This is a genomic window from Bacillus yapensis (assembly GCF_005280205.1).
GTDB lineage: Bacteria > Bacillota > Bacilli > Bacillales > Cytobacillaceae > Robertmurraya > Robertmurraya yapensis.
This window is the reverse complement of sequence record NZ_SUND01000016.1, coordinates 104,433-129,603: the sequence shown is the minus strand read 5'-3', so window position 1 is coordinate 129,603 and position 25,171 is coordinate 104,433. Positions and strand designations below refer to the sequence as shown.

Below are 25,171 nucleotides of genomic sequence, written 5' to 3'. Positions count from 1 at the left end.
AAGATACTATATATTCATAAATTTAATAGTACAAATAATAATTCTTTAATGAAATATAAAAGAAGTAGTTACTATCGCAAGATACGTTAATAACTACTTCTAATACTAGTACAATTAAGGCTGGTTACACAGACCAAATATTCGGACTGACTCATTTATTAGGATTTAAATTTGCTCCTAGAATAAGAGATTTATCAGACTCGAAATTATTTACAATAGATAAAGCAAGTGAGTATCCAAAATTAGAAGCCATTTTACGTGGACAAATAAATACAAAGGTCATTAAAGAAAATTATGAGGATGTTTTGCGATTAGCTCATTCTATAAGGGAGGGAACAGTTTCAGCCTCCCTTATTATGGGGAAACTAGGTTCCTATTCAAGACAAAACAGCTTAGCTACCGCCTTACGTGAGATGGGCCGAATAGAAAAAACGATCTTTATTTTGAATTATATATCGGATGAATCATTAAGAAGAAAAATACAAAGAGGATTGAATAAAGGAGAAGCCATGAATGGATTGGCAAGGGCTATTTTCTTTGGAAAACAAGGTGAGCTTAGAGAACGAACCATACAGCATCAATTGCAAAGGGCCAGTGCCTTAAACATAATCATTAATGCCATCAGTATCTGGAATACCTTACATCTAACAAAAGCAGTTGAATATCAAAAACAGGGTGGTAGTTTTAATGAAGAATTATTGCACCATATATCACCTCTAGGTTGGGAACATATTAATTTGCTAGGAGAGTACCATTTTAATTCCGAGAAAATGGTCTCGGTAGATTCTTTAAGACCATTGAAATTTTCTTAACGTTGTTAAAAATGGGGGAATCGTCTCGAAAATGTGCTTAGCGTTGTAAATCCGCATTTTCCTGACGGTACCCCTTATAGAACCAATGCTACTTGAAGTAGCTCCAGATAAATTAGATTTATCCTTATCAGTAATCCAGGAATTAAAGATGGACGGGGTAAGGATTTTATATAGCACTATGTCTTCAGAGAAGGAGCCTGTGATCTATACACGCCATAATAACGTTATAACTACCTCTTTTCCTGAATTGCACTCTCTAGGAATTGATAAAGGGACCATCTTAGATGGAGAATTAATATACTCTGACTCTTACAATCAAGGTAAACCGGACTTTGAAAAGGTAATGAGCAGGATTAATGTAAAGGATGATAGAAAGGTAGCTATACTAAGCAAAGAAACACCTTGTATGGCTGTATTTTTTGATATCCTTTATTGGAAAGGTGAATCAGTCATGCACTTACCTTTATTGGAACGAAAAAGATTACTCGATTTAGCCCTAGGAGACCAGGAATCAGCTTGTAAGATAAAGTGGAGTATCGGTAATGGCCAAGAGTTATTTAATTTAGCAAAAGAGCATTCATTAGAGGGGATTGTCTTAAAGAACCCTGAATCCCGCTATTATAATAAGCGTCATGAAGCTTGGCAGAAGAAAATTGCATATTTGACCTCTCAGGTATATATACTTGGCTTGCGTAAGGGGAAATTCGGTTGGCTATTAGGTCGTAAGGAGAACGGGAGAATTAGACCAGCTGGTGTTATGGAGTTTGGTGTGTCTCCTGATGAGAGAAAGGCATTTTATCAGATTTCTAAACAGATTATAACAGAGGAAGACAAAAATTTTATATATATTGAGCCAGTAGTTCAATGTAAGATCAAATATCGTAACATTACTTCAAAAGGACATTTTCGAATACCTGTCTTTGAGAACTTTATATTTAATAATTAAATGTTGGTAGAATATTCATCTTAATTACTCTACTTTTTTATTTGCCAAGAAGATAGGTTGAGAATTATGGTAGAATCTAGCATATATGTAGGTTAATAAAATGGATTGAACATTTATAACCAAGTTCGATTATTTTAAATAAAGTTTGATTGGAGAGTTACTATGTTAGAAAAAATAAAGGATATTAGACTTGCTCTTTATAATCAGAACTATCAAGCAGCTCTTGCATTATCGTTAACTTTACCTGATATTTGCGGACAGATTGAATATCCGAATTTAAAAAGGCGTGACGGTAGACGAAATATAGGACAGCAATATGCAACTTGGTTTAATGATTGGGTTAATCATTATTACGCAGATCCTACTGGTTGGACAGATGATTACTCAAAAGCGAAAAGTCCAATTTTTACAGGTGAAATGTGTTATTCTTTGCGTTGTTCATTTTTACATGAAGGAAACTCGGATATACCAGAATGGGACGAAAAGGAAGATAGTGATTTTCATTATTTATACAAATTTCAATAATCAGTAGGCGGTGCAGATTCAACTAGTGTATATTGGGAAAACCCCACCAACTATAACTTAAAAATAACAAAAACAAAAACTGTGCGAATAAGTATAGATAAATTGTGTGAATGTATTTGCCTTTCTGCTGAAAAGTTTTATCTAGAAAAAGGCGCAAATCTATTTATAGATAACAAAATTAACTTTATTGACTTTAATTCATCTAAAACTAAGTAAATATAAAAATACAAAGTCATTCACATATGTTATTGATTTTTAATCTCATTCTTAATAACATGGATATTGTAGTTATAATATTGAATCGATAAGGCGGAGCACGCAAGATTCACCCTACAAAGAGGGGGATTTTGTGTGCTTTTTTATTGCTTATAGTAATCACATTTCAAGTAAACTAAAGTAAATATAAAACAAATTAAAGAGGGGTATTTAAATGAGTTTTTTTCAAGCCAAATTCGAGTTTATTCGAATGAAGGAAATCTTCCAAGGAGAATCAGAATGGGAAAAAGCATTTGCTTTATTTCATTGCTTGACGCTTCGTGATCTAGCAACCGCAGAACATAGTATTGAAGTCGCTTATTATGCAGCTAAGATAGCAGATAAATTAGGATTAGATGCATCACGATATTACCTTGCTGGTCTTCTTCACGATATCGGAAAAATTAGCATGGAAGACCATCCTTTAAAAACTAGTGAGGTTCTTTCAGAAAAGGAACGTTTAAAATTGCATGATCATGTACTAAATGGAGTATTAACTCTATCTGAATTAGGTTTCGGAGAGGATGTTGTTAAGTTTTGTCTTCGCCATCACGAAAGACAGAATGGATATGGTTATCCGTTCGGGGTTGATAACGAAAATATCCCGCTTGAAGGAAAGATTGCACAAGTAGCTGATGTATTTAGTGCTTTAACAAGTACAAGGGAATATAGAGAGAATCAAAAGTCATTTACGTTAGAACAAGCACTTGAAATAATGAAGGACGAAATGAAGAACAAAAATGCATATGACCATAGCATCTTAAGCCTATTTGAAGAAATTGTTTACCAGGACTTAATCGATAAATTGCAATATGCGTAAAGGAGCCTTTTATGTTTAAAAAGTTTCTAGTTATTTCTGTACCATTTATCTTGATTTTGTGTGGCTGCTCTAAAGGGGAAATCTCTAATACGTTAGAAGCAGTCGAAACAGGGGTAGAACTTACAGAAAGTTTGTTATCAACTACCGATGAAAGTAACACTTCAGAAGATGCAGAAGAAGTGGTTGTGAAATATGTCACTGACGGAGATACAATTTCATTTTTTAGAGGTGGTTCCTTGGAAGTGAAGGGAAGGTTGATTGGGATAAACGCTCCTGAAAATACTTCCAAGAAAGAACTACTAGGGGATGTTAGTACCAAATATTTAAAAGACCTAATCGAAGGTAAAAAAATAACCATTGAAAGAGATAAGGACTCAACCGATAAATACGGGCGTGAATTGATCCATGTCTTCTATGATGGCCAAAATATTAATCAGCTCTTAGTTGAACAAGGATTAGCAAGTGTTGCTTATGTTTATGACGATTATAAATATATCGATTTATATAAAGAATCAGAGGAAATTGCGAAAAATGAGAGGAGGGGAATATGGTCAATACCCAATTATGTAGATGAAGAATCGAACGGGTACGATATGAGCGTAATTCAATAAAATAAACCTCCCTAACGGCGTTTTTTTCCTTCTTTTTCAACCTTTCTGAGTTACTACCTACTATGAATACATGGTATAATGGTAATATATTGAATCTTCAAAAAGGAGGCTTTTTTTATGTCTGAAGAACCTAGAGAGACAAAGCATAAAAATCCCAAAAAATTCGCATTAAATATGACCGCATCACAGTTCACCAAGTTTTATATTTTACATCTACTCCACAAACGGCCAACTATGATTGCCGAAGAATTCAAGCAGGAATTTAAGACGATTAGCCGTAACTGGCAACCCGCTCCTTCCACCCTATTAAATGCGCTGCATGAAATGTCGGACGAACTAGGGCTATTAACAAAACGAAAAGAAATTCGCGGTACACGCCAGGTTGTTTACAATTACAGTATCTCTCTAAAAGGGGAAGAAGAGTTTGAGATTCTAAAGAAAAAATACAAAATTCTTTTTGATGAACAGAAAGCGACCATCGATAGAATATTAAGGGAAGTATATAAATAGGGGGAACGTCTTGTGAGTTTTTTTATTTCGATTATAGATTGGATTCAGTCTTTAAGTACTCCGTTTTTACTCCTCATTCTAATAGGGGCTGTATGGGTCCTGATAAAAGTGAAGAAAATGGTTGCAAAATTGATTTCTTTGGTTTTTGCACTACTGGGTATCTTGAAAATTTACTTAATGTTTTGAGTAAGTGCATTATATATAAACAAAATTGCTACTTACAAATCATACATACCTGGAGGGAATTTTTTTTGAAAATACTAAAGCGTCCATTATATAATTTGAAAACTCTAGATATTGGATTCATCTTCTTTTTGCTTATATTTTTTGGAATAACGATTTTTGCAGTCTTTAACAAACAGCAATTAACTATGTTAGGAGAGGCTGTAACGTTCCTATTTTCGTTCGAATTTTATAAAGTTGTTCCTATTGAAAGCGGACAATCTTTTACGCCTAAATTATTCGAAATTAGTAATCAATTGGCACCATACTTAAACGGAGCTAAGATCTTGTGGTGGATCTTCCTCTTAGTTCTAACTTTACGTTTTTTATTCAAAAAACCTATTAATTTAAAAAAGTAATATTATATTAGTTGTAAGAAAGGTTGAATTGTTATGATTACTGAAGCGAAAAAGCGAATAGAATCATTGGAATATGAACAAAACATTAAACTTATTGACGGTTAGATTACTAGTATATACTTCAGTAAAGTAAGATTCATGAAAGAAACGGACAAACTATAGGTGAATTAATTGGACATATTGACATTATTTATCCTTTTGCCGGATTGGATTTACCATTATCTCTCGCAATTTATAATGAAGTCGTTGATGAAGAATTTAATTTAGTTGATGGAATTTTTAAAATACCTTTTGTAGAGTATAAAGTATCGCTGCAGGAAGTATTTAGTTATAGAGATATGTAAGAAACAGATATGGATATAGGATACAGCAAATGTTATTGTGGTGGTGATATGATGCCGATGTATGAAGAATTTCCAAATTGGATCACCTTCTGTAATCGTTGTGATTACCGAAAAGAAGACTTTGATTCATCTCCTATCGTTGAGCCTTAAATCGATAAAACAAAAAAGCCTTCTACCAAAAAATACGAATACACGAATGGAGAGTATTTATACTAGAAGAGAGGATGAAGAAGTTGTACCGTACACCAACGTTTGAACAATTATTTAAGTTAGATAGCTACTTTAATTACATGAATGACGTAATGAAAAATCACCCAAAAATCCAGATCTTATTAAAACAATATGAAGAAAAATTTCATTTTCTTGCTGATGATTTTTTGAAGAATCTTTCGATAGAAAAGGAATTTGAAGATTTGAAGAATAATAAACAACGTTATCAACGTATTATTCACTTGCCCAATAATAGTTTTATGAATCTTACTTGGTACATACCTGAAGCTATAAGAATTGTGGAGAAGAACAAAATCAAGACTGAAATGAGAGAGATATCACAGTTAAATATCGATTATGATGAACTACATTTTGATTATTTGCCAGTTGCTATTACAAATAAAAAGCCGATTATACTTATTACTTATGAAGCGTTCAGATACTTTAGTCCGGAGTTTTTTCATTTTATTATCGATGGAAGTCATAGAGCGGCAGCTAAAGATTTTCAAGCTAGAAAAAAAGGAATAAATAACCCGCTTATTAAATCTGTAATACTGGATTCTAACCAAACGATGGAAGCGATGTTTCATAATGTCCATCGTTTGCTTTATAAAATGCATAGTAATCTGAATCATTTAAAGTTTCTCTATGAGAAGGGGCTTTCTATTGAAAGTGACGAAGTCTTAGCTGATTTATATTCAATATAAAAAAAGAACCGAAGGGTTCTTTTTTATTGTTTAGATTCATGGAAATTCTCCCAGTACTCGATAAAAGTCCTGGATAAATTAAAGGGTATGCATATCCACAATATCAGCTAATTCAAGTTTATTTGGTACATGGAAGTTATCGATAATGTGAAGTAAACCCTTATTAGAATCATAGTAGTGGATATTGCCGATTAATGACCTATACTCACCTTCAACATAGTACGTAAATGATAAAGACTGATTGTATTCCATTGCTTCAGCTATCAAATAATTCATCTCTTCTAAACGATCCTCAATCAATTCTGGTTTTCTAATGCGTTCTAGTTCACTAATATGTTTTCTCAACATGCTCGTACGTTCGTGCGTTGCAAACGCTGGTTGCCATTTATCTTTTCGGCTTTTTATCATTCTTACCACCCGCTAGTGAATAAAGTTATTTAACCTCTATTCTATACGAATGTACGTTCGTTTTTCAAGGTTGGTGTAGAGATAAATTTTATTTAACGATAATTACTTGATTTTTACTTTTACTAATTTCGCTCCGGTTTTTTTTTTCGCATCTGTAGCGGCCTTTAAAAATGAAGCGGCTGTTTTCTTCGTTACGTTACTTTTCTTTTTCATTTTATTCACCTCGTATCCTAATTTTGCTAGGTTGCTAATATTATGGACAAGTTTTATAAGAAATATACAATGGCTTGTTCTAAAGGTCCTCTCTCCCCCATATGAATCTATTAAAAGTGGAAAAGTGGAAAAGTGACTCTGACATTAGGCAAAAAATTGAGCGGGGGAGTGGAAGGGGATATGGTCGATAACTTGAATCCAATCTTCAATGAAACGAAAGAACAAAAGACCGGACACAAATTAACAAAACTTCAACCAGTCACAGCACCAATAAAAAGGAAAAGATCACCACGAAAGGACAAGGGACATGATTGTAAATTTCCTGTTCCCTTGGAACTACAAATGAAATATAAAACCTCATTAAAACGGTTTAAGTATCATTTTCCTGAAATAGAGATTCAACAAACCAAATATAATACTCTGTTGCTGCTATACGCTTTGAATAATCTTCACATCATAGATTGGAACCTAGAATATCCAGGTACATCTACATTTCACATGACGACAAAACTACCTGAATACAAATTTGAGGATATTAGCGGGGAATATGGTCTTGCTATGTGTAAGGGACTATCGTATAGAGAGACTGTTTTTATGTTGACCACATCAGCCCTTCACTACATAGAGAAAGGGGGATATTATGCAGAAATACAGCAAATTGGAACTCTTAAAAAATAAAATACAAGAAGAAAGTAAAGGGTTTTGGCAGGCGTTAATGGAGCCTCATTATGGATATATTGAAATCGAATTTCCTTTTTATGACTATCTGAGGGGAAATGTACTGATCGCAGACATAAAAGAAATCATTGCGGATTGCCCCGCTAGTTTAAACCTGGTGTCACTAATTAGCTTGTTGTATATTCAATTTCTCTCACAAATCAAGAAAGGTGTCACCACGGTCAATAATCGGAAACAGGGTTTAGATTTACTAACCATTAGTCATAAACTAATTAACTTGAAAGAAAGTATATATGGCCCAAAGTTGGTTGAAAAAATTAAAATTGAACAATTTAATCAACTCACACCTAATAGTTGGGGATTAGAAGAGTATGAAGAAGAAGTTGAAAGAAAAGTGTCGAAGGAAGAGAAAAACGCTTATTTGACCATAAGAATGAAGTCTAGCCAAATATATCGTGGGGAAATATTAATTCACGACCTCTGTAATGTGAATGAAGAATTTGACCTCACATTAGAAGAGATTCTCTCGTTATTATATATAGACTTTATCCGTAAGATTAAAGCCGAGGGGAACGACGAAAGAGTAATGAAATCGATTGTGTCAGCTTATGAGTATTACAACTAACTGGATATACTTATATATGTTTGGAGTATTGAATGATTGATGGAAATTTGGTAGAATAATTGCATAAAGTTTTTTATTTGCTCTTATGAGCCTGGTCTTTAGAAGTATTAAGCCCTATCGGGTAGCATGGATTTTCGGAAGAAATCTGTCTACTTGATAGGGCTTTTTGTGCTTCTAAAAGAAAAAATTTTATTAAGTACACACACTTAGGAGGTATTTATATGTCAAACAATTCTCAACAAATCTTTGAACAGCTGGGTAAACCATTCACAGATGATGAATTAGAATGGCGTGCTCAACAAGTATTTCAAGGTAATAGCAGTCAAAGTCCCAAAGCTCTAGTCGTACCATACGTGCAATCAAGAGCCATTATGAATAGGTTGGATGACGTTATTGGTTGGGATAAATGGGAGAATCTTGTACAGGAACTTCCAGGAGGAGGAATTGTTCAAGGTATTAGGATTTGGTTATCTGATACACATTCAATTACTAAATGGGATGGTGCGGATCGTACTAATATCGAATCTACTAAAGGGGGTATCAGTTCAGCTTTCAAGAGAGCTGCGGTACTTTTAAATATTGGTAGATACCTTTATTCTGAAACTGCTAGATGGGTAGAAATAACCCCGAATAAAGTGAATCAGAATGATCAGTATATTAAGGACAAAAAACAGAATGTAACTGGTTACTTTACTCCACCGAAATTAAGTGGTAGCAACAGTAACAGTGATTCTTCTTACACACAAGGAAGTCAGCAATCACAACAAACGCAAAGTCGTCATACTAACCAATCTAATAAACAAACCCAATCTCAGCCTACGACACGAAACAGAGTTCCAGAAGGAATGATTGAGTGTACGTATAGAGGTGTTATCGAACGAGAAGGAAACAAGGGTAAGTATTTAGAAATTTGGATAGCAAGTAATGGCGATGTAGCTCAAATATTTGCGATAGGTGAAGTGATGAATCACATTCTATCTCTCGACCTTCAAGATGGTGACAGTATCGCTATTGCAAGTCATGCAGAAAATGGATCTTTCTTCATTAACGATATTGTTCAGATTGCAGCTGCTTAAAAAGGATTTAGTAAACTATCACATTACACACACTTGGGAGGAAAATTATTATGTTAAATGAATGTCGTTTTATAGGAAATCTTACAAAAGATGTTGAATTAAGGCATACTACTGAGGGAACTCCGGTTGCTAATTTAGACCTTGCATTAAATTATTTTGCAGGTAATGAAAAGAAAACGGAGTACATTCAAATTACTGTTTGGAAGAAAAGAGCAGAAGACTGTGCGAAGTTTTTAACTAAAGGTAGACAAGTCTATGTGGAGGCTAAAGTTGTTGTGCGTAAGCGTAACTTCGATGGGAAGAATATTCCGGTGCCAGAATTCCATGCAGATAACGTATTATTCTTAGGTCCTGCTAATAGTAACAGCGGAAATGATGCTCCACAAGATCCATTTGGAAACCAAAGTCCACACGAACAAGTATTTGGACAAAGTGGAGGTGTCAACCCATTCTCCAACCCATTTGGTGGAAGTGCAAATGGTGGAAACAATCAAAATCCGTTTCAGAGATAAGGAAGATTGTATGAGAGTTCGAAATTTTCGAACTCTCATTTACTTTGTAAGGAGGAATATTGGAAATGGTAACGAATAAAAACAATATGGAAAAAATTGTACTTGTCGGTGCCGCTCAATTAATGGAAGAGGTTTTTACTAGCGGGCTATATCGAAAGATGAAGACGGCTGAAAATAAGATTAACTGTATTAAAAGTGCAGTTAGAAAGCATCTTGATAATGGTGATTCTAAACGGTATGATCTATCACATAATTTAGTTGCTAAATACGTTTCTTTTCCATCCTATGAAACAGATGAAAAAGGATTAAAAGAGTTTCTAGATGATTATGGTATCTTACCCGAAATCGTTTCCATAAAAGCAAACACCTTTAAAGAAAAGCCCGAAATATTGAAAGCTCTAAGGTCATTTCAATTACCTAGAAAATTCTACCCCCAATTTTATTTGAATTCAGTGGGGAAGTTACATCTCGACAAGGAAGAATACTCTTTTTCGGGTGACCTCGAACGATTGGCAGGTTATTTCCTTGAACAAAAAACAAACTTTGAGGAAAGTCAATCCAGGTATCAGAGGTTCATGCAAGAAATAGGGAACTGTCCATTTTTAAAAGCTAGTAAGTCGATGAGATCTAATTTTGGACTTTGTAAATTGAGGGAAAAGATTATAGAATTCAACTCAAAATCAGTGTACAATGAGTTCGGTAACGATTTCCTAATAGAATTTGGACAAATATCTATGAGTGCTGTCGAAGATTATATTGCAAAAGGCTATTTCTCACACAAGGATATTCAAATGTTTAGAAAAATGACGAATATCGACTTGCGTTTTGTTATTATGGAGAAAGAAAGTGAGAATCGGCAACTCGACTTTCACCATAAACAAAAAATGAGAAAAGCCCAGATGAGACGGTTTGCATAGGAGATTATGTATAACTGAAAGGACGTGTTTACTATCTCTCAACCATTACGAAACGACGAGAATATTGTTAATATCTCTCGTACTGAGAAGACTCCATATTTTTATATGCTGGTTGATTACGGAGATTGTTATATGTGTTTGCGTTCTAATCGACGAGATTATGCTCTTGACATAGTAAAGACGATTGGTAAAGATGAAATCTCCCCTGAAGAAGCAGAAACATTGCTAGATGAAGGTAGGAAATTCTTTGAACATGCAGATAAAGCCGTACAAAAGTACTTAGAGAAGTATGGAATAGAATAATATTACATGAAGAAAGACTTTTTTTATTCACTTATATAGTGAATAAAAGGGTCTTTTTTTTATTTGAAAAACTCATACACTTAGGAGGAATTAATATGACATTTACAAAAACGAAGGAAAATAAAAACACGATAATATTTTTCTTCATTTCATTTCCCTCCTAAATGTAAAAGGAGAAAGCATTACGCTTTCTCCCGCTTAACCTTACACATTTATGAAAGGTATGTCCTTGCAGGAGTTGGAACAATTACCGATTCAACGGGATATATTTGGATACGATCTCGGCGGATGTGGGTGCACATTCGCGGAATAATACATTTTTTGAGGTGTGATTTTGTGACATAAAGCATAAGTTTTCCGTTTGGAAAGCTTATGATTTATTTTATTTTACTTAATTATTTCACTTACAGATTTTTTTATGACTTGAACTATAGTTTTGCCGTTTTGGCAATAATCCCTAATAAATCTTGGCAAAAATCGATTTCAATGAAATTACTTTTTGGTCATTAACGATAATAAGGAAGGATAGTAAGGAGATAATTTCCTTTTACTATCCTTTTTGTGATAATACGATTTGTGGTTTTAACGACAACTTTTGTGATTCAACCATCTCTCCTTTCACAAAGTAGCTAGTCTTGGATTGGATATTCTTCGTTTATTCTATTTATCTAATTCTCTTCAGTTACGGTGTTACCGAACATCACCCCAATGTTTAAAGAAAAATGCAACATTTTTTAATACATGATTTGCGAAATTTCCTCACTTATATAGTTTCCTTCAGAATGTAGCTAACCTGTTTTTTTCAAAAGATCCCTAACCATTTCTATAGACAATATCTTTGATATGAAATGTTAAATATATAAAGCTAAATTTTATTATTTCTGCACAATTTCTCGATATTTCATTGATAGTCTATTTAAAACTATTCATTGCCTGAATTCTTGTATTAAATAATAGGTAATAATCTAAATTATTGTAAAAGATTCATAAACTTGACTATTTTAGAAGTTTATCAAAAACGAGCGGGCCTTTTGTTAAAGGAAATATCAAATTACTTATTATTTGAGAAAATATGTAAGCGTTTCATAGTATTTATTATTTATATGAGTATTTTATTTTATGCTTTTTGAAGGAGATAATTATATGAAAATTAGTGAAAAAACAAGGTCTAAAATACAAAAATATTCTCAAACCATATTTTGTTGTTTAGCATGGATCCTTCTGATTAGTATCGTCATTCAAGCGTCTTTAGCAAGTTTGGCTATTTTCGTAGATGCTTCATTTTGGAAAAACCATCTAGCTTTTATCAAGGTTTTAGAATATATACCAGCGTTAATGTATATTATTGGTTCTGCTGGTGAGGTTCCTCAAAAGTATAAAGCATGGAGTTTTATGTTGTTTATTTTATGCAACATCCAGTATTATACAGATCGTGGTTGGATGGGGGTAATTCACATGGTTTCAGCCTTTTTCATATTTATGATCTCACTATATGTGGCGTGGGGTTCATATCAATATTTATTTAAGCACAAGAAAGAGGTTGTAAATGGTTACGACGATCTATATAAGAATATGTAGGATTTGTGATAATGATTATTCTATATGTTGCTTCAGGTTAGAGAGAGCTTTTCAAATAGTTTAATTGTTCGTTGAAAACAAAACCTTCTATCGTATGAAGCGATGGAAGGTTTTTTATGTTTATAGTGATGATCGTAATATCTAGATGTGGTTAATTGAATAATCAAAGAACAAGGAATGCTCCTTAAGAAAGGACATTCCCTGTTTAGAAAACAACTCAATCTTAAAAAATGTTAAGTCACGACTAACTTGTTTAGGGCACAAACAAATTGACAGGTCGCATCCTACTCTTTGGAAATTTTTTTCTAAAATCAATTAGCTTTGATTTCCAGCATGTAGTTCCCAAGAGTAGGTTGTGTGGAAATTATGGAGATTACTTTTTTTCGTAAATAAGATGATAATATGCTAATAAGAGGTGATTATTTTATGACAAAAATTCTAGTGGTAGATGATGAAAAGGTAATTCTTGAAGTGTTAGAGGCTTATTTTGAAAAGGAAAATTGGAAAATTTCTTTTGCTACTAACGGAATTGAAGCTTTAAAAAAAGTGAAGGATGAGAGTCCAGATCTTATTGTATTGGATTTGATGTTACCTGATATATCAGGTGAAGAGGTGTGTAAGTTAGTGAGAAAAGAAAGCGATATTCCAATTATAATGCTTACCGCAAAGTCAACTGAGGATGATTTGATTAATGGAATTGTAATTGGTGCGGATGACTATGTGACAAAACCATTTAGTCCAAGAGAAGTGGTTGTAAGAGTAAAGGCCTTATTAAGAAGAACACAAAAGATGGAGAATGTAAATCAACTCAGTTTTAATAACCATAAACTTAGGATTGATCATGTGAAAAAGGAAGTAAAGCTTAATGGTGACATACTTGGGCTAACGCCAAATGAATATAAGCTATTAATTACGATGGCACGTTATCCGGGGAGAGTCTATAGTAGGGCTGATTTATTAGAAAAAATTCAAGAAGATGGTGTTTATTTTGAAGGATACGAAAGAAGTATTGATACACATATAAAAAACTTGCGAAAAAAAATTGAAACCGATTCTCGTCACCCTGAATTTATCATGACTGTGTTTGGAATGGGCTATAAGTTTGGGGGAGAAAAAGATGAATCAAACACTTAGATCAAGAATTCTAATCTATCTCTTAATTGTTTCTTTGAGTGGTATTTTCATTACAAGTTTCACTATTTTTTTTGGGGTTGAAAATCAATTTACCGATTATCTCAAAAGAAATAGAGAAGAAAGTGCCGAATCAATAAAAGAGGATGCACTGCAACAATTTAATGAGACAGGAAAACTAATCAATCAAAATTTGAGTTATAAGATGCATGAACAGGCAATGACGGAAAATATATTCTATAGACTTTATGATGAGAATGGGAACTTACTGATTGATACAACATCGGTGCGTTCAATGATGGGAATGATGGAAGGTAATCATTCCTCACCAGATACCAATGATTATCAATCAACTTCTTATCAATTAAAAACCAATAATAAATTAGTTGGCAAATTGACGGTATTTTATCCCAAAGAATTAATGGGTGAGGATTTTAACTTTTTGAAATCCATTAAAAGAAACATTTTCATTGCAGTATTGGTTATAGTCATTTTATCGTTCTTATTTAGTTTATTATTTTCTAAAAGACTAACAACAGGATTTAAAAAACTAATAAATGCGATTGCTGAGTTGCGTAATCATCAATGGCGAACTCAAGTCCCTATTGATGAATTGACAGTAGAAATGAAGCCTTTAGGGGAGTCCTTTAATCAGCTTGCAGAATCTTTAGCAAAAGAGGAATCGCTTCGAAAACAATTTACAGCAAATTTTGCTCATGAACTTAGAACACCGCTTGCAACGCTAAGAAGTCAAATTGAAGCTTTTCAAGACGGTGTTTGGGAACCTGATTCAAAGAGATTAGATCAATGTCATGAGGAACTAATGCGGTTAGTTCGTCTAGTTAATGAGTTAGAAAAATTAATGGCGGCTGAAAATCCTCAGATTAGATTGGATAAAACAAAATTAGAAGCTGGAAATCTATTATCTTTCATAAAAGATCAATTTAGTCCGTTGTTTATGAATAAAGGAGTTGAATTAAAGATTCAACACCCGGATAAGCATCATTGGTTCTTAGGAGATCGTGATAAAATCATTCAAATATTAACGAATATAGTTAATAATGCCCTACAATATACATCGAAAGGAAAACAAGTATCGATTTATATAGAGGAAAAAAATAATCAAATTAGTTTTATGATCAGAGATGAAGGAGTAGGAATTAGCGAGGTTGACCTCCCGTTTCTATTTGAAAGATTCTACCGAGGTGATAAATCACGTGATCGAAAAACAGGAGGAATTGGTATTGGGTTATCTATCGTAAAGGCACTTGTAGAAGCCCATCAAGGTGAAATTAAGATAGATAGTCAATTAAATGTAGGTACAACTGTAGAGGTAAAGATTCCAAAGCAGTAAGGGATTAGGTCACTTGACTTAATCCCTTTTTGCTTACTTTCTTGCCTTTTTTGAATTAGGAAAAATAGTTATCCTACATCCGCATAATTTCTCCATAACTAGCTCATAAGTTCTTTACAAGTGTTGCTTAAGATAAGAACAAGTAAAGAAAACAACATAAAACTTTACAAGAAAAAATTAGGAGGCGATAGATGTTTCATTATATTATGAGTCTTAAAAAATCAAACCGACTGCTTTATTAAGTTTCTTAGTTGATTCCAATTAAGGTATTAAGGCTATTAAGAGAAGCATCAATTAATTGAGTGTATTGATAGTAGTAAACAAAAAAGTGAAAGGAGTTTTGATATGTTTAATAAAGTTGAACAAGGATTATTGGAGCAAAATCAATTTATATTAAATTCAACACCTTATTTAACAGGCAGCTGTCAATCGTGGGAATTAGGAGAAGGAGTTTTTAGTTATGAAGACGAGGATACAATTTGGATTCATTTTGATAAATATGGAAATTTTCGGTGCTATGATGTTTCTCTGAGTGCCATATCTTAGACCAGTAATAATTACTATTGTAGAAATCGTAAAATAGTGAACAATCTATTATTTATGAGAGAACTTCTCTCCATAACTTTTACATAAGTTGCTCATAAATTCTACATTAATGAGAAGTAAGATAAGAATATGAAAGGAAGGATAAAACAATGATGGGATTAGGTCATGGTTATGGAATGTTTGGAATGGGAGGTGGAGCGATTATGATGATTTTAGTAGTTTTGCTAATAGGTTACCTTTTCTATTTAGGAATGAACAATCAAAAAATAGGTACTCAAAATAGGAACCAGCAAATAGCAAGCTCAAGTGCACTAGAAATTGCTAAGTCTAGACTTGCTCAAGGCGAAATTTCTTTTGAGGAATTTGAGCAAATAAAAAGAAATCTTATATAAGTTGAATCTATTAAGAAACAAAAAACATTAGAAGGAGATTGATTAGCCATGAATATTTTTAATGGTATTTTAGCAGCAACTATAGCTTTTACAGGAGGCGCAGGTTTATCTCTATTTTCTGATAAAGATACTCCAAATCAAGATACAGTGAGCCAAGAGGAAAGAACTGGTTATAATCAAATGGTAGAAATGATGGAGACCGGCGATTTTGAAAGTATGCAAAAGTTTATGGATGAAGGAAATGGGAACTTTGATAAGATGCAAAAGTACATGGAAGAAGGAAATATAAACTTTGGTCAAATGAAACCATATATGAGTGAGATGCATCCTAATTTAGACAATCAACAACTCGAAGAAATGTACAAGGGAATGCATGGAACGGGTGGTTTTTCTCAAAGCAGTAACTTTAAAGGAATGGGAAGTTTATAATTATCACTTTAAGCAGGTCGTTAATGACCTGCTTCCCCAAAAATATGAATATTGGAGGAATCTAAGATATGTTTTTATTACTAATTTTGGCTATTGGTTTTTATTTGTATAAAACAGGTGAATTACAAAAATTATATAGCCGTATACAACCGAAGGAAACGAACATCTCAAATGAACTAAAAGGGGTTATCGATTATAGATATGCATCTGGTCAAATTTCAACGGGAGAATACAATAAACTAAAAGAATTGTTATAAAACAAATAAACTACTTATACACAGGAAAGGAGAAATTAAAATGATGAATGGAGGACATATGGGATCCTTTGGAGGTAGTAATGGAGGATTTTACGGTTATAATGGAATGCCATCAGGATTTAACTCGTTTGACATGATGTTTAATGGGTCTTTTATGACTTTAATAGTGTTTGCTCTGATCGGGGTGGTTCTATTTTTACTACTCAGAAATCAAAAACAACAAACTAGGGTTTCATCAATTAAAATGAATAATACTACAGTCATTGAGGCAGAAGAGGTTGCAAAGTTACGCTATGCCCGTGGTGAGATTTCACATGATGAATTTCAATCCATACTACAAACGATTAAAAAGTAAGAGGTGAAATGAGTGTTAAACGTAACCTTTTCCATTATAATCTTTTATTTTCTTGTGAAGACAGGTGATCTATTCAAATTAATAAAAATAGCCAAAAAACTTATTCTTGACTTCATAATTGTCTTTAAAAAAGAAAAACATAATAACAAAGGTTACAATAATCCTTTAGAGGTTTTAAAGCTCCGTTATGCTCGGGGAGACATTGACAAAGGAGAATATGAACAAATTGTAAAGAATTTATAATATACAAAGTACAATCGGAGTAAGGTTTTATGGAAATTCATAGATTGATCTTAATTTTTCAAAACTGTATCTAGATTTAAATGTGGCGACCAATTAAAAGGTCGCCACATCTAATTTTTAATTTGTGTCATGGATTAAGAAGCCATTTTTCTACAAGCTTCTGCACATTTACGGCAGGCTTCTGCACATTTTCTACAATGCTCAGCATGTCCATGTTGTTCACAAATTTTTCCACAAGCATCACATATTTCAGCACAGAATTGGCAAATATGTTTTGCTAAAGGACTGTCAGATTGCATTGCTTGTGCTGCTAATGCACAAATATCAGCACACTCTCTGTTATAACGAATACAATCCGACATCATTTTTACATCATCTTCTTTTAAACAGGCATCATAACAACTGTTACATGCCTCCATACATTCAAGACATGCCTTGATACATTCTTCATAGGACATTTGCATATCAAAATCCTCCTCAAATTTAATGCAGTATTATCATCTCCTTGAAAAGTAAAAACATGAAAAAATTTTAATATCACAAATTTGAATGCTGTCATATGGTTGTTGAATATTCTCTTGAGATATGGATTGTAAAAAGGTTGTACTTTTTGAGCCTAGAAATAAGAGAATAAAAACCTATCAACTTGTAAATTCCAATTTTTTAGAAACTGTTTCAGTCCAAAGGTGATACGGAAAAAATGAATTTAAAACCTATGGTTCGTAAAATTTTCTTCAGTTCTCGACCAAATCTGCACATTTTTTTGCGATGATAATTGTGCCAAATATGATTGGAAGGTGGAGATAAACAAATGAATAAAAAGATGCTATTAATGTATTTAGGGGCAGTATTCATCGTTTTATTTATTGGGTGGTTTTATATAGGTCAATTAAATGTTTCAAAAACTGTACAGGAGGATGATACAATTGCAAAACAAATAGAAAGTACCGAAACAAAAAATAAAAAAGAGGATGCTACAAATAATTCACTACAAAGGACTGATTCACAGGGCACACTGACTATTCAAGTAACTCCAGTACCAGAAAAAAGTTCATCCGAACAACTTTTTTTTGAAGTAGCTTTTAACACACATACAGGTGATTTACTTAAATATAAGTTAGAACAACTTGCAAAAATTTCATTTGGGCAGAATGAAACTTCGGAAGGTGAATTTGACTGGGAAGTGGCTAATGAAGACTCTCATCACATGGTTGGTAATTTGAAGTGGAATGGATCGGTATTGAAAGAACGTATTACTTTAAAATTAGATAATATTGAAAACGTTCCATCTAGATCTTTTATCTGGGAGAAAAATGAGTTAGAACAAATTACTCAAGTTGATAAAGAGAGGATGGATCAGAAATGATGAAAAAAGTAGGCACAATAATGATTGGTGTTTTCATAATTATAGCCATTATTTATATATCTACAAGGAAGGAAGGTCCCTTGGCTTACATTCCAAATGCGGACGATGGAACGATTTCGGTAGTTGATACTGATCGTGATGAAGTGGTTCGTACAATAAAAGTAGGTAGTCAACATTAAGATGGTATTGAAATAAGTTTAGATGGTGAAAAAATTTATGCTGGTAATTATGACAAGGGAGGGTTATTTATTATCAATTTTAATTCTGGAAAAGTTGAAAAGAAAATCGATTTAGGGGTAAATCTTCATGGGATTGATATTACTCACATTTACCCCGCCATGCACAAGGTTTGTTTCCTCAGAATTTGGAAATCGATCACTTGATGGTTTTCACTCTGGAATGTACATAGCTAAAGGTGGAACGGTTAAAAAAGGACAACTAATAGGTTATATAGGAAATACAGGTGAATCTTTTGGCTAACATTTACTTTTTGAGATTCATGAAGGTCCATGGAATCAATCGAAATCAAACACGGTTAACCCTAGAAAATACGTTAACTTTTAGTAATGTATAGTGACAATAAAAGTCTTGAGAGACAATAAAACCTTTAATAACGATTTACAATAAAAGTTTTGAAAATAGCCGTAAAAACAAAATACAAAGTATTAAATGCACATCTTGTCAAACCTGACTCTGACATGGTGTGCTTTTTTTCTTGGAAATTATAATTCATAATAAGGTCTATTTTGATTGACAATTGTTAAGCTAGAGCGTTTAGGAAGAGGAAAAGGTAAATATTAAAATTAAAAACCGTGGATTTATGTTTGATAATAGATGACATGTCATTTAAATTGATAGATGACATGTCATCTATTTTCTTTAGGAGGAGAATAATATGGAAATTAATATTCATAGAATTCAAACAGGAACTGTGCAATTACATAGAGAGCATGTTGAAAACAAAGGCAATTTTCTATACTGGTTGTTTTTCACCGATAATTGGATTGATCCTGTACCTATAAATGCATATCTTATAGAACATCCCAAAGGCTTAGTGTTGTTTGATACAGGTGAAGATCCAGAAATTAATGATTCCAGTTTTTCTAATCGTTGGGACCCTAGCCGCAAAATTAGTCAGATGAATGTTAAGAAAGAGGATTCTATAGTACACGGATTAAATAATTTGGGATATGCTGTAGATGATATAAAATATGTTGTACTAAGTCATCTTCATTCAGACCATATCGGGGGAATGAAACACTTTTCAAATGCGTCATTCGTAATAAACGAAAGAGAGTGGCGAGATGGGAATAAATTAGGTGTTCAATTTTTTTCAGGTTATCAAAAGTCACGATTTAATTTTCCGAGAAGGAAGTATCGAATTATACATTTTCAGAAGCTTAAGAAAGAACTAGAATTTAAAGTGGGGCATGATTTATTTGATGACGGAAGTTTAATACTAGTCCCTACTCCTGGCCACACACATGGTCACCAGTCAATGCTGATAAATGGAAAGACTCCAATTTGTTTAGCGGGTGATGCGATATTCTCACAAAAGCATTTGAAAGATACGATACCATTTGCAATCTCCACTGCTAAGTCAAAGTCGCCCCAGACAATTCGTTTATTAAGGGAGTGGTCTTATCAAAATAAGAATGCTCCTATTCTTTCGGGTCACGATCCTGAAGCGAGTATTCTATTAAGTAAGTGGAAAGCTTTTGAATAAAAGAAAGGGGATAAGAATGAATCAAATAAATAACAGCAAACCTGCTGAAACTTTTCGATATTTGATTCTTGCTACAGAAAGGCAAGGGAGGAGTATATTTAAGGAAACTTTTAAAAAAATAGGAGTAACAGGAGCACAAGCAGAAGTTTTGAAAGTACTTCAAGAAAATGAACCACTTTCACTAAAAGAATTGGGGGCAATGCTAATTTGTGAAACGGAAAGTCCCTCAAGATTAATAAATCGACTAGTTACTACGGGATGGGTTCAAAAAGAAACAAGTGAAAAGGATTCAAGGTTTGTTAACTTAAGCTTATCAAAAGAAGGGAAGGAAAAAGTATTGCAAATAACCAAAATCGAAGATAGCCTTTATAAGATGTTAGAGCAATCAGTCCCAATAGAAATTCTAGAAAACCTAAATATGCAATTAAGTAATCTACTATCAGAACAGCCGATTTCACATACCCTACGTTTAAGAGGGATTATAAAATAAAAAAATTAAAAGACCTTGAACATTAAAGAAAAAGCTAGCTTGGATATTTTTCTTGGACAAGTATAGCCAAAACTCAACACTAAACAATTAGAATAAAAAAATGATAAAAAATGCGGTCATCAAATTGACCGCATTTTTTATATTCTACTCAGGTGTATTATTCGCATCTGGATCTGGAGTAAAGCTTGGTACAAAACCTTCATATTTGATTAGGTCCACCATTCCTGCTGTTGCATGGTGCAAATCATGACAGTGGAATAACCAGTTACCAGGATTGTCAGCCTTAAATGCAACTACATATTCATCCCCAGACTTTAAATTAATAGTATCTTTAACAACGGGAGAACCTTCTACTGGTTTTCCGTTTTTACTTAATACTTGGAAGAAGTGCCCGTGTAGATGCATTGGATGATCGATGCCTTCTGGCGAGTTATTGATTAATGTTACTTTGACTAAATCTCCTTTTTTAACGTTTAGGCCATCTATATTTGGGAAGGATTTTCCGTTAATGGACCAAATATTGTCCATGTTATTTCCGTTAAGATCCATTGTGTACTCAATATCATATTTTTGATCTAACGTAAATTCACCAGTTGTTGGAGCTCCATAATTAACGAAATTAAAAACTGGAAGACTCTCGCTTTGATTAGACTGGTCTTTTGATTCATTGTTTCCTTCATATTGAATCAGTGCTTTCATACCTTCAGTTCCTTCCATGTCACCGTGACATTCGAGATACCATTCCCCAGGATTATTTGCTGTGAATTCAATATCGTAACGTTCACCAGGAGCAATTGCCACTAACTCATTTTCTATTTCTTTTGGTTCATTCAGTTCTTGACCATCAATTGCTACCACTTTAAATTTGTGTCCATGTAAGTGGATATTGTGGGACACATATCCAACATTGGCTAATCGAATTCGAACGACTTCACCCTCTTTTACCTTTAGGGGTTCTATCGAATCTCCACTTTTCCCGTTCATGGTAAAGATGTCATAAGCAGACATATCGTGACCCATGCTTTCTCCACCATGTTCGCCATCTTCAGAGCCGGTGTCATGATTCATACCACTCATACTGCTGTGATCCATGCCATCCATCTCTCCCATTTCCTCACTCATAGTTGCTGATGCTTCTTGATCACTCATCCATTCGTCTAACATGATCGTGTAATCGCGATCATATGTTTTTTCTTTCGGTTCAACAATAAACGAACCGTATAGTCCTTTATCCATCTGATTTACAGCTTCCTGATGTGTATGGTACATATAGGTACCAGGTACTGTCGCGGTAAATTCATATGTGAAAGTTTCACCCGGCTGAACCGCATTTTGAGTTACACCTGGGATACCATCCATTTCATTTGGTACAGGAACTCCATGCCAATGAATAGAGGTTGGCTCAGGAAGTTCATTCTTAAAATGGATTTTGACCTTTTCACCCTCTTTTACCCGAATTTGTGCACCTGGAACAGAACCATTGAATGTCCATGCTGTTAGAGTTACCTTACTGTTTAATGGATGGGAGACTTCTTTCGCAACAAGCTCAAATTCATTACCTGTTAATGTTTCAGTATTAGTTGAAGTTATACCCTCTACTTTGCTTGTTGTTGTTTCGGTTTCTTTTTGCTTTGTATTCTCTGTATTAGTGTCTTGCTCCGAAGAACAAGCAGCTAAAAAGAGAATGATTGCTGATAATAATACAGTTAGCTTTAGTTTCACAGTAAAACCCTCCATTTCCTTATTTCAAAATGAGCTTAGTAGAAAGGTTTGCAGAAATTATGGATTTTTATAAAAAGCAAGGGCAAAAATCACATTTTTATATAAAAGTTCAAAAAATATTCAAATTGCAATGAAAATGAGATAACTTACGTTCTAACAATTGATGATACATATTTTGAAGAATTTATTTTCTAAAGAGAGCCAATGAACATATAAGTTTCGATACTTTCTGCATATTTGTAATGTACAGTTGTCTTTGTCCATAAAGCACATCGATTTTATAGAGATAACTAAGGAGGAAACAACAGATGGAAAAGGTTAAATTAGAAGGAGATCAGAAGGAAAAATTTCATAGTTTAACGATAAAAATGAATATCGTAATAATAGGGGCACTTCTAATAAGTGTTCCATTGACAGGCTATTTAAATTCTTTGCTTGACCATAGCATTCAGACAACCTATGGGATTTACATAAGTACAGCCATCAACATAATTTTTGCAACAATAATAGCTGCATTTTTCATTCAGAGGATTGTGGTTGCCCCTTTAAAATCACTGCTTGATTTAACGAGGGAAGTGGCTGAAGGAGATTTAACAGTGACAATACCAAAAAAATCCAAGGATGAAATAGGTCAATTAGTAGGCTCCTTTGAAATAATGGTTCGAAATTTGAGAGATATTGTAGAAAACATTAATCATACATCCGTTAAAATAGCTCAATCTTCTGAACAGCTTTCAGAAAATGCAAACGAAACTAATCTAGTTTCCATGCAAATTTCTAACTCCATTCTAGAGGTTGCAACAGGTACAGAAGGTCAAACTAGCGGCATTGAGAAAGTGGCCGTAGAAATTACAGAAATGAATGAAGGCATTAAGGAAATTGTCGGTAATACTGAAAAAGTATCTCTCCTTTCTCAACAAACAACAGAACATGCTTTTGAAGGAGAAAACGCCGTAGACAAAACAGTTGGTCAAATGAAGTTAATTCAAAATTCCGTAAGTGAATCGGATATATCTATCCAATTACTTCGGGAACGTTCTCAAGAAATTGTACAAATATTGAATGTTATTTCTGATATAGCAAATCAAACTAATTTACTTGCTTTGAACGCAGCAATAGAGGCTGCCAGAGCGGGTGATTCAGGCAAAGGTTTTGCTGTGGTTGCAGAAGAGGTAAGAAGATTAGCTGAACAGTCCAACCAATCTACAGAAAGGATTGCCATTCTCATAGACCATATTCAGAAAGCAACAGAGGCTGCTGTAGATACTATGAGAACTGTTATAAAAAATGTAGAAGAAGGCATTGAAATTACAAATGATACAAAAGAGAAATTCTCAGTAATTTCCCAATCAACGACAAAAATAAATGCTGAAATGGAAAATATATTAAATGCAGCGAAAAGAATGTCTACAAGTTCTGAAAAAATTACAGGAACAATAGATCAAATTTCAACGGTTGCAAGAAAAAACACTCAAAATTCTATCCAAGTTTCCGCCTCTAGCCAAGAGCAACTTGTAGCAATTGGGGAAATAAATGATGCAACTAAAGCATTATCAAATATTTCGAGCAATCTAAGAGATATAACAAAAAGGTTCAATGTATTGTAAGGAGCCCAATTAGTCAAAATTCAAATTTTCTGCATACTTAAGTGGTACCTTTAAGTAAAGGAGGGAACCTAATGTTAAAAAGGAGAGATTTTCTAAGCAAATCGTTGAAAGGTACAGCTGGGTTATTTGCTGTTTCGGTGTTGCCTATTGGACTTACAGCTTGTAGTGATGATGATAAAAGTGACGTTGATACAAGCGCAATGGCAAATCTAGGGCTATTAAGTGAATTGGAAAAAGGGAATTTTCCTAAAAAGGTCCCTTATAAAGTGACAATTAAGGATGCGTGGGAAGAACAAGTGATGGAAAGCTTTGTTTATATTAATAAAAACAAAAAGGATAACTCTTTACTCATTATGTCTCCAATTTGCACTCATCTTGGTTGTACAGTAGGAGATGCTGATGTAGAAATGAAAGAAAATGGTGTGCTTTTTAATTGCCCTTGTCATGGAGGACAGTATGATGAATATGGTATGAATGTAGGTGGACCTCCGCCAAGACCTTTAGACACATTTAAATCATATGTCCAAGCTGGGAATGTTTATATTGCGGTACTAAGTCCAGAAAAAAGGGAGAACAAATAAGAGTTGGTGATAAAATGGGATGTTGTCAAAGTCATAAGAATGGTAGATCGAAGAAATTATCATCCAAAGGCTTTTTTCTCTTATGGACTCTTTTGGTCATCACTATTTGGGGCGTAAGCTATGTATTAAACAAATGATGAAAAATCAAATAGATAAAGGTTACACGATCATAGCATGTCGATTAGGGCTTATCATTTAATTGGTAAGCTCTTTAATTTTTGTTTATTAATCAAGATAAATTGGCAATTTAACTGACTTTTTCTTATCAAAATTTCTTTATTGTAATGGAAAAGTATGCAGTTTTTATAGATTTTCACAATATTTTAAGATGTTTCTCCTTT

At 33.5% G+C, this 25,171-nt stretch carries 32 protein-coding genes and 1 pseudogene; 30 read left to right on the top strand and 3 right to left on the bottom strand.

Translation table 11 applies throughout. The annotated features are described in order from the left end of the window. Positions 1-68: 68 nt before the first annotated feature. From FAR12_RS18005 to FAR12_RS17975, 8 genes and pseudogenes are all read left to right on the top strand, one after another. Positions 69-812 (top strand): annotated as a pseudogene (locus FAR12_RS18005) (Tn3 family transposase); the annotation flags it as partial. A gap of 85 nt (positions 813-897) precedes the next feature. After that, positions 898-1,758, top strand: coding sequence for an ATP-dependent DNA ligase (locus FAR12_RS18000; RefSeq protein ID WP_126410194.1), 861 nt, complete (start codon positions 898-900; stop codon positions 1,756-1,758). Positions 1,759-1,920: 162 nt separating this feature from the next. Further along, positions 1,921-2,283 carry a hypothetical protein gene (locus FAR12_RS23865; protein WP_246010437.1) on the top strand — a complete coding sequence of 121 codons (363 nt, stop codon included), beginning with the start codon at positions 1,921-1,923 and terminating at the stop codon, positions 2,281-2,283. A gap of 430 nt (positions 2,284-2,713) precedes the next feature. Beyond that, positions 2,714-3,358: an HD-GYP domain-containing protein gene (locus FAR12_RS17990; protein WP_126410193.1), complete on the top strand. Its 645-nt coding sequence runs from the start codon at positions 2,714-2,716 to the stop codon at positions 3,356-3,358. An 11-nt stretch (positions 3,359-3,369) separates the two neighbouring features. Beyond that, positions 3,370-3,969 carry a thermonuclease family protein gene (locus FAR12_RS17985; RefSeq protein WP_126410192.1) on the top strand — a complete coding sequence of 200 codons (600 nt, stop codon included), beginning with the start codon at positions 3,370-3,372 and terminating at the stop codon, positions 3,967-3,969. 117 nt (positions 3,970-4,086) lie between these two features. Further along, positions 4,087-4,479 carry a PadR family transcriptional regulator gene (locus tag FAR12_RS17980; RefSeq protein ID WP_126410191.1) on the top strand — a complete coding sequence of 131 codons (393 nt, stop codon included), beginning with the start codon at positions 4,087-4,089 and terminating at the stop codon, positions 4,477-4,479. Positions 4,480-4,491: 12 nt separating this feature from the next. Then, positions 4,492-4,665: a hypothetical protein gene (locus FAR12_RS23555; protein ID WP_158318922.1), complete on the top strand. Its 174-nt coding sequence runs from the start codon at positions 4,492-4,494 to the stop codon at positions 4,663-4,665. 963 nt (positions 4,666-5,628) lie between these two features. Then, positions 5,629-6,321 carry a hypothetical protein gene (locus FAR12_RS17975; protein ID WP_158318924.1) on the top strand — a complete coding sequence of 231 codons (693 nt, stop codon included), beginning with the start codon at positions 5,629-5,631 and terminating at the stop codon, positions 6,319-6,321. A 78-nt stretch (positions 6,322-6,399) separates the two neighbouring features. Here the strand turns inward: FAR12_RS17975 and FAR12_RS17970 are convergent, their stop codons facing one another. Then, entirely contained in the window at positions 6,400-6,729 is a 330-nt protein-coding gene (locus tag FAR12_RS17970; protein ID WP_126410189.1) for a YolD-like family protein, read from the bottom strand. A gap of 381 nt (positions 6,730-7,110) precedes the next feature. Between FAR12_RS17970 and FAR12_RS17965 the strand changes: the two genes are divergently transcribed. The 15 genes from FAR12_RS17965 to FAR12_RS17900 all read left to right on the top strand — a co-directional run bounded on the left by FAR12_RS17965 (position 7,111) and on the right by FAR12_RS17900 (position 17,338). Further along, positions 7,111-7,620 (top strand): hypothetical protein, encoded by a 510-nt coding sequence (locus FAR12_RS17965; RefSeq protein ID WP_126410188.1) that lies wholly within the window; start codon positions 7,111-7,113, stop codon positions 7,618-7,620. After that, positions 7,583-8,245 carry a hypothetical protein gene (locus FAR12_RS17960; RefSeq protein WP_126410187.1) on the top strand — a complete coding sequence of 221 codons (663 nt, stop codon included), beginning with the start codon at positions 7,583-7,585 and terminating at the stop codon, positions 8,243-8,245. Before FAR12_RS17965 ends, FAR12_RS17960 begins: the two co-directional genes overlap by 38 nt. A gap of 221 nt (positions 8,246-8,466) precedes the next feature. Next, complete coding sequence (locus FAR12_RS17955; protein WP_126410186.1) at positions 8,467-9,321, top strand: Rad52/Rad22 family DNA repair protein; 855 nt, start codon at positions 8,467-8,469, stop codon at positions 9,319-9,321. A 50-nt stretch (positions 9,322-9,371) separates the two neighbouring features. After that, positions 9,372-9,833 (top strand): single-stranded DNA-binding protein, encoded by a 462-nt coding sequence (locus FAR12_RS17950; RefSeq protein WP_126410185.1) that lies wholly within the window; start codon positions 9,372-9,374, stop codon positions 9,831-9,833. Between the two features lie 65 nt (positions 9,834-9,898). Continuing rightward, complete coding sequence (locus FAR12_RS17945; RefSeq protein WP_126410184.1) at positions 9,899-10,750, top strand: hypothetical protein; 852 nt, start codon at positions 9,899-9,901, stop codon at positions 10,748-10,750. A gap of 24 nt (positions 10,751-10,774) precedes the next feature. Next, a complete protein-coding gene (locus FAR12_RS23550) occupies positions 10,775-11,053 on the top strand; it encodes a hypothetical protein (protein WP_170972246.1) in 279 nt (92 codons plus the stop codon). A 1,143-nt stretch (positions 11,054-12,196) separates the two neighbouring features. After that, positions 12,197-12,631 carry a DUF6220 domain-containing protein gene (locus tag FAR12_RS17940; protein ID WP_126410183.1) on the top strand — a complete coding sequence of 145 codons (435 nt, stop codon included), beginning with the start codon at positions 12,197-12,199 and terminating at the stop codon, positions 12,629-12,631. A gap of 426 nt (positions 12,632-13,057) precedes the next feature. Next, on the top strand, positions 13,058-13,765 hold the full coding sequence (locus tag FAR12_RS17935) for a response regulator transcription factor (protein WP_126410182.1): 708 nt from the start codon (positions 13,058-13,060) through the stop codon (positions 13,763-13,765). Further along, positions 13,749-15,116: a sensor histidine kinase gene (locus tag FAR12_RS17930; RefSeq protein ID WP_126410181.1), complete on the top strand. Its 1,368-nt coding sequence runs from the start codon at positions 13,749-13,751 to the stop codon at positions 15,114-15,116. Before FAR12_RS17935 ends, FAR12_RS17930 begins: the two co-directional genes overlap by 17 nt. Before the next feature lie 345 nt (positions 15,117-15,461). After that, positions 15,462-15,662, top strand: a complete 201-nt coding sequence (locus FAR12_RS17925) for a hypothetical protein (RefSeq protein WP_126410180.1) — start codon at positions 15,462-15,464, stop codon at positions 15,660-15,662. 152 nt (positions 15,663-15,814) lie between these two features. Next, positions 15,815-16,054, top strand: coding sequence for an SHOCT domain-containing protein (locus FAR12_RS17920; protein WP_246010436.1), 240 nt, complete (start codon positions 15,815-15,817; stop codon positions 16,052-16,054). 48 nt (positions 16,055-16,102) lie between these two features. Beyond that, positions 16,103-16,483, top strand: coding sequence for a hypothetical protein (locus tag FAR12_RS17915; RefSeq protein ID WP_126410178.1), 381 nt, complete (start codon positions 16,103-16,105; stop codon positions 16,481-16,483). Between the two features lie 68 nt (positions 16,484-16,551). Next, complete coding sequence (locus FAR12_RS17910; protein ID WP_126410177.1) at positions 16,552-16,740, top strand: hypothetical protein; 189 nt, start codon at positions 16,552-16,554, stop codon at positions 16,738-16,740. 40 nt (positions 16,741-16,780) lie between these two features. Beyond that, positions 16,781-17,095, top strand: a complete 315-nt coding sequence (locus FAR12_RS17905) for an SHOCT domain-containing protein (protein ID WP_126410176.1) — start codon at positions 16,781-16,783, stop codon at positions 17,093-17,095. 12 nt (positions 17,096-17,107) lie between these two features. Beyond that, positions 17,108-17,338, top strand: coding sequence for an SHOCT domain-containing protein (locus tag FAR12_RS17900; RefSeq protein ID WP_126410175.1), 231 nt, complete (start codon positions 17,108-17,110; stop codon positions 17,336-17,338). A 134-nt stretch (positions 17,339-17,472) separates the two neighbouring features. Here FAR12_RS17900 and FAR12_RS17895 read toward each other — a convergent pair whose 3' ends face one another. Beyond that, entirely contained in the window at positions 17,473-17,802 is a 330-nt protein-coding gene (locus FAR12_RS17895) for a four-helix bundle copper-binding protein (RefSeq protein WP_126410174.1), read from the bottom strand. 347 nt (positions 17,803-18,149) lie between these two features. Between FAR12_RS17895 and FAR12_RS17890 the strand changes: the two genes are divergently transcribed. The 5 genes from FAR12_RS17890 to FAR12_RS17870 all read left to right on the top strand — a co-directional run bounded on the left by FAR12_RS17890 (position 18,150) and on the right by FAR12_RS17870 (position 20,920). Beyond that, positions 18,150-18,704, top strand: a complete 555-nt coding sequence (locus FAR12_RS17890; protein ID WP_126410173.1) for a hypothetical protein — start codon at positions 18,150-18,152, stop codon at positions 18,702-18,704. After that, positions 18,701-18,883, top strand: a complete 183-nt coding sequence (locus tag FAR12_RS17885) for a hypothetical protein (protein WP_126410172.1) — start codon at positions 18,701-18,703, stop codon at positions 18,881-18,883. Before FAR12_RS17890 ends, FAR12_RS17885 begins: the two co-directional genes overlap by 4 nt. Positions 18,884-19,010: 127 nt before the next feature. Then, a complete protein-coding gene (locus FAR12_RS24195; protein ID WP_137298127.1) occupies positions 19,011-19,184 on the top strand; it encodes a M23 family metallopeptidase in 174 nt (57 codons plus the stop codon). Positions 19,185-19,599: 415 nt separating this feature from the next. Next, entirely contained in the window at positions 19,600-20,430 is an 831-nt protein-coding gene (locus FAR12_RS17875) for an N-acyl homoserine lactonase family protein (RefSeq protein ID WP_126410171.1), read from the top strand. Between the two features lie 16 nt (positions 20,431-20,446). After that, on the top strand, positions 20,447-20,920 hold the full coding sequence (locus FAR12_RS17870; RefSeq protein ID WP_126410170.1) for a MarR family winged helix-turn-helix transcriptional regulator: 474 nt from the start codon (positions 20,447-20,449) through the stop codon (positions 20,918-20,920). A 144-nt stretch (positions 20,921-21,064) separates the two neighbouring features. Here FAR12_RS17870 and FAR12_RS17865 read toward each other — a convergent pair whose 3' ends face one another. Then, positions 21,065-22,642 carry a multicopper oxidase family protein gene (locus FAR12_RS17865; protein WP_170972245.1) on the bottom strand — a complete coding sequence of 526 codons (1,578 nt, stop codon included), beginning with the start codon at positions 22,640-22,642 and terminating at the stop codon, positions 21,065-21,067. A 308-nt stretch (positions 22,643-22,950) separates the two neighbouring features. On the opposite strand from FAR12_RS17865, the gene FAR12_RS17860 reads away from it, so the two are divergent. Continuing rightward, a complete protein-coding gene (locus FAR12_RS17860; RefSeq protein WP_126410168.1) occupies positions 22,951-24,249 on the top strand; it encodes a methyl-accepting chemotaxis protein in 1,299 nt (432 codons plus the stop codon). A gap of 71 nt (positions 24,250-24,320) precedes the next feature. Further along, a complete protein-coding gene (locus FAR12_RS17855) occupies positions 24,321-24,830 on the top strand; it encodes a QcrA and Rieske domain-containing protein (RefSeq protein WP_126410167.1) in 510 nt (169 codons plus the stop codon). The last annotated feature ends 341 nt before the right edge of the window (positions 24,831-25,171 follow it).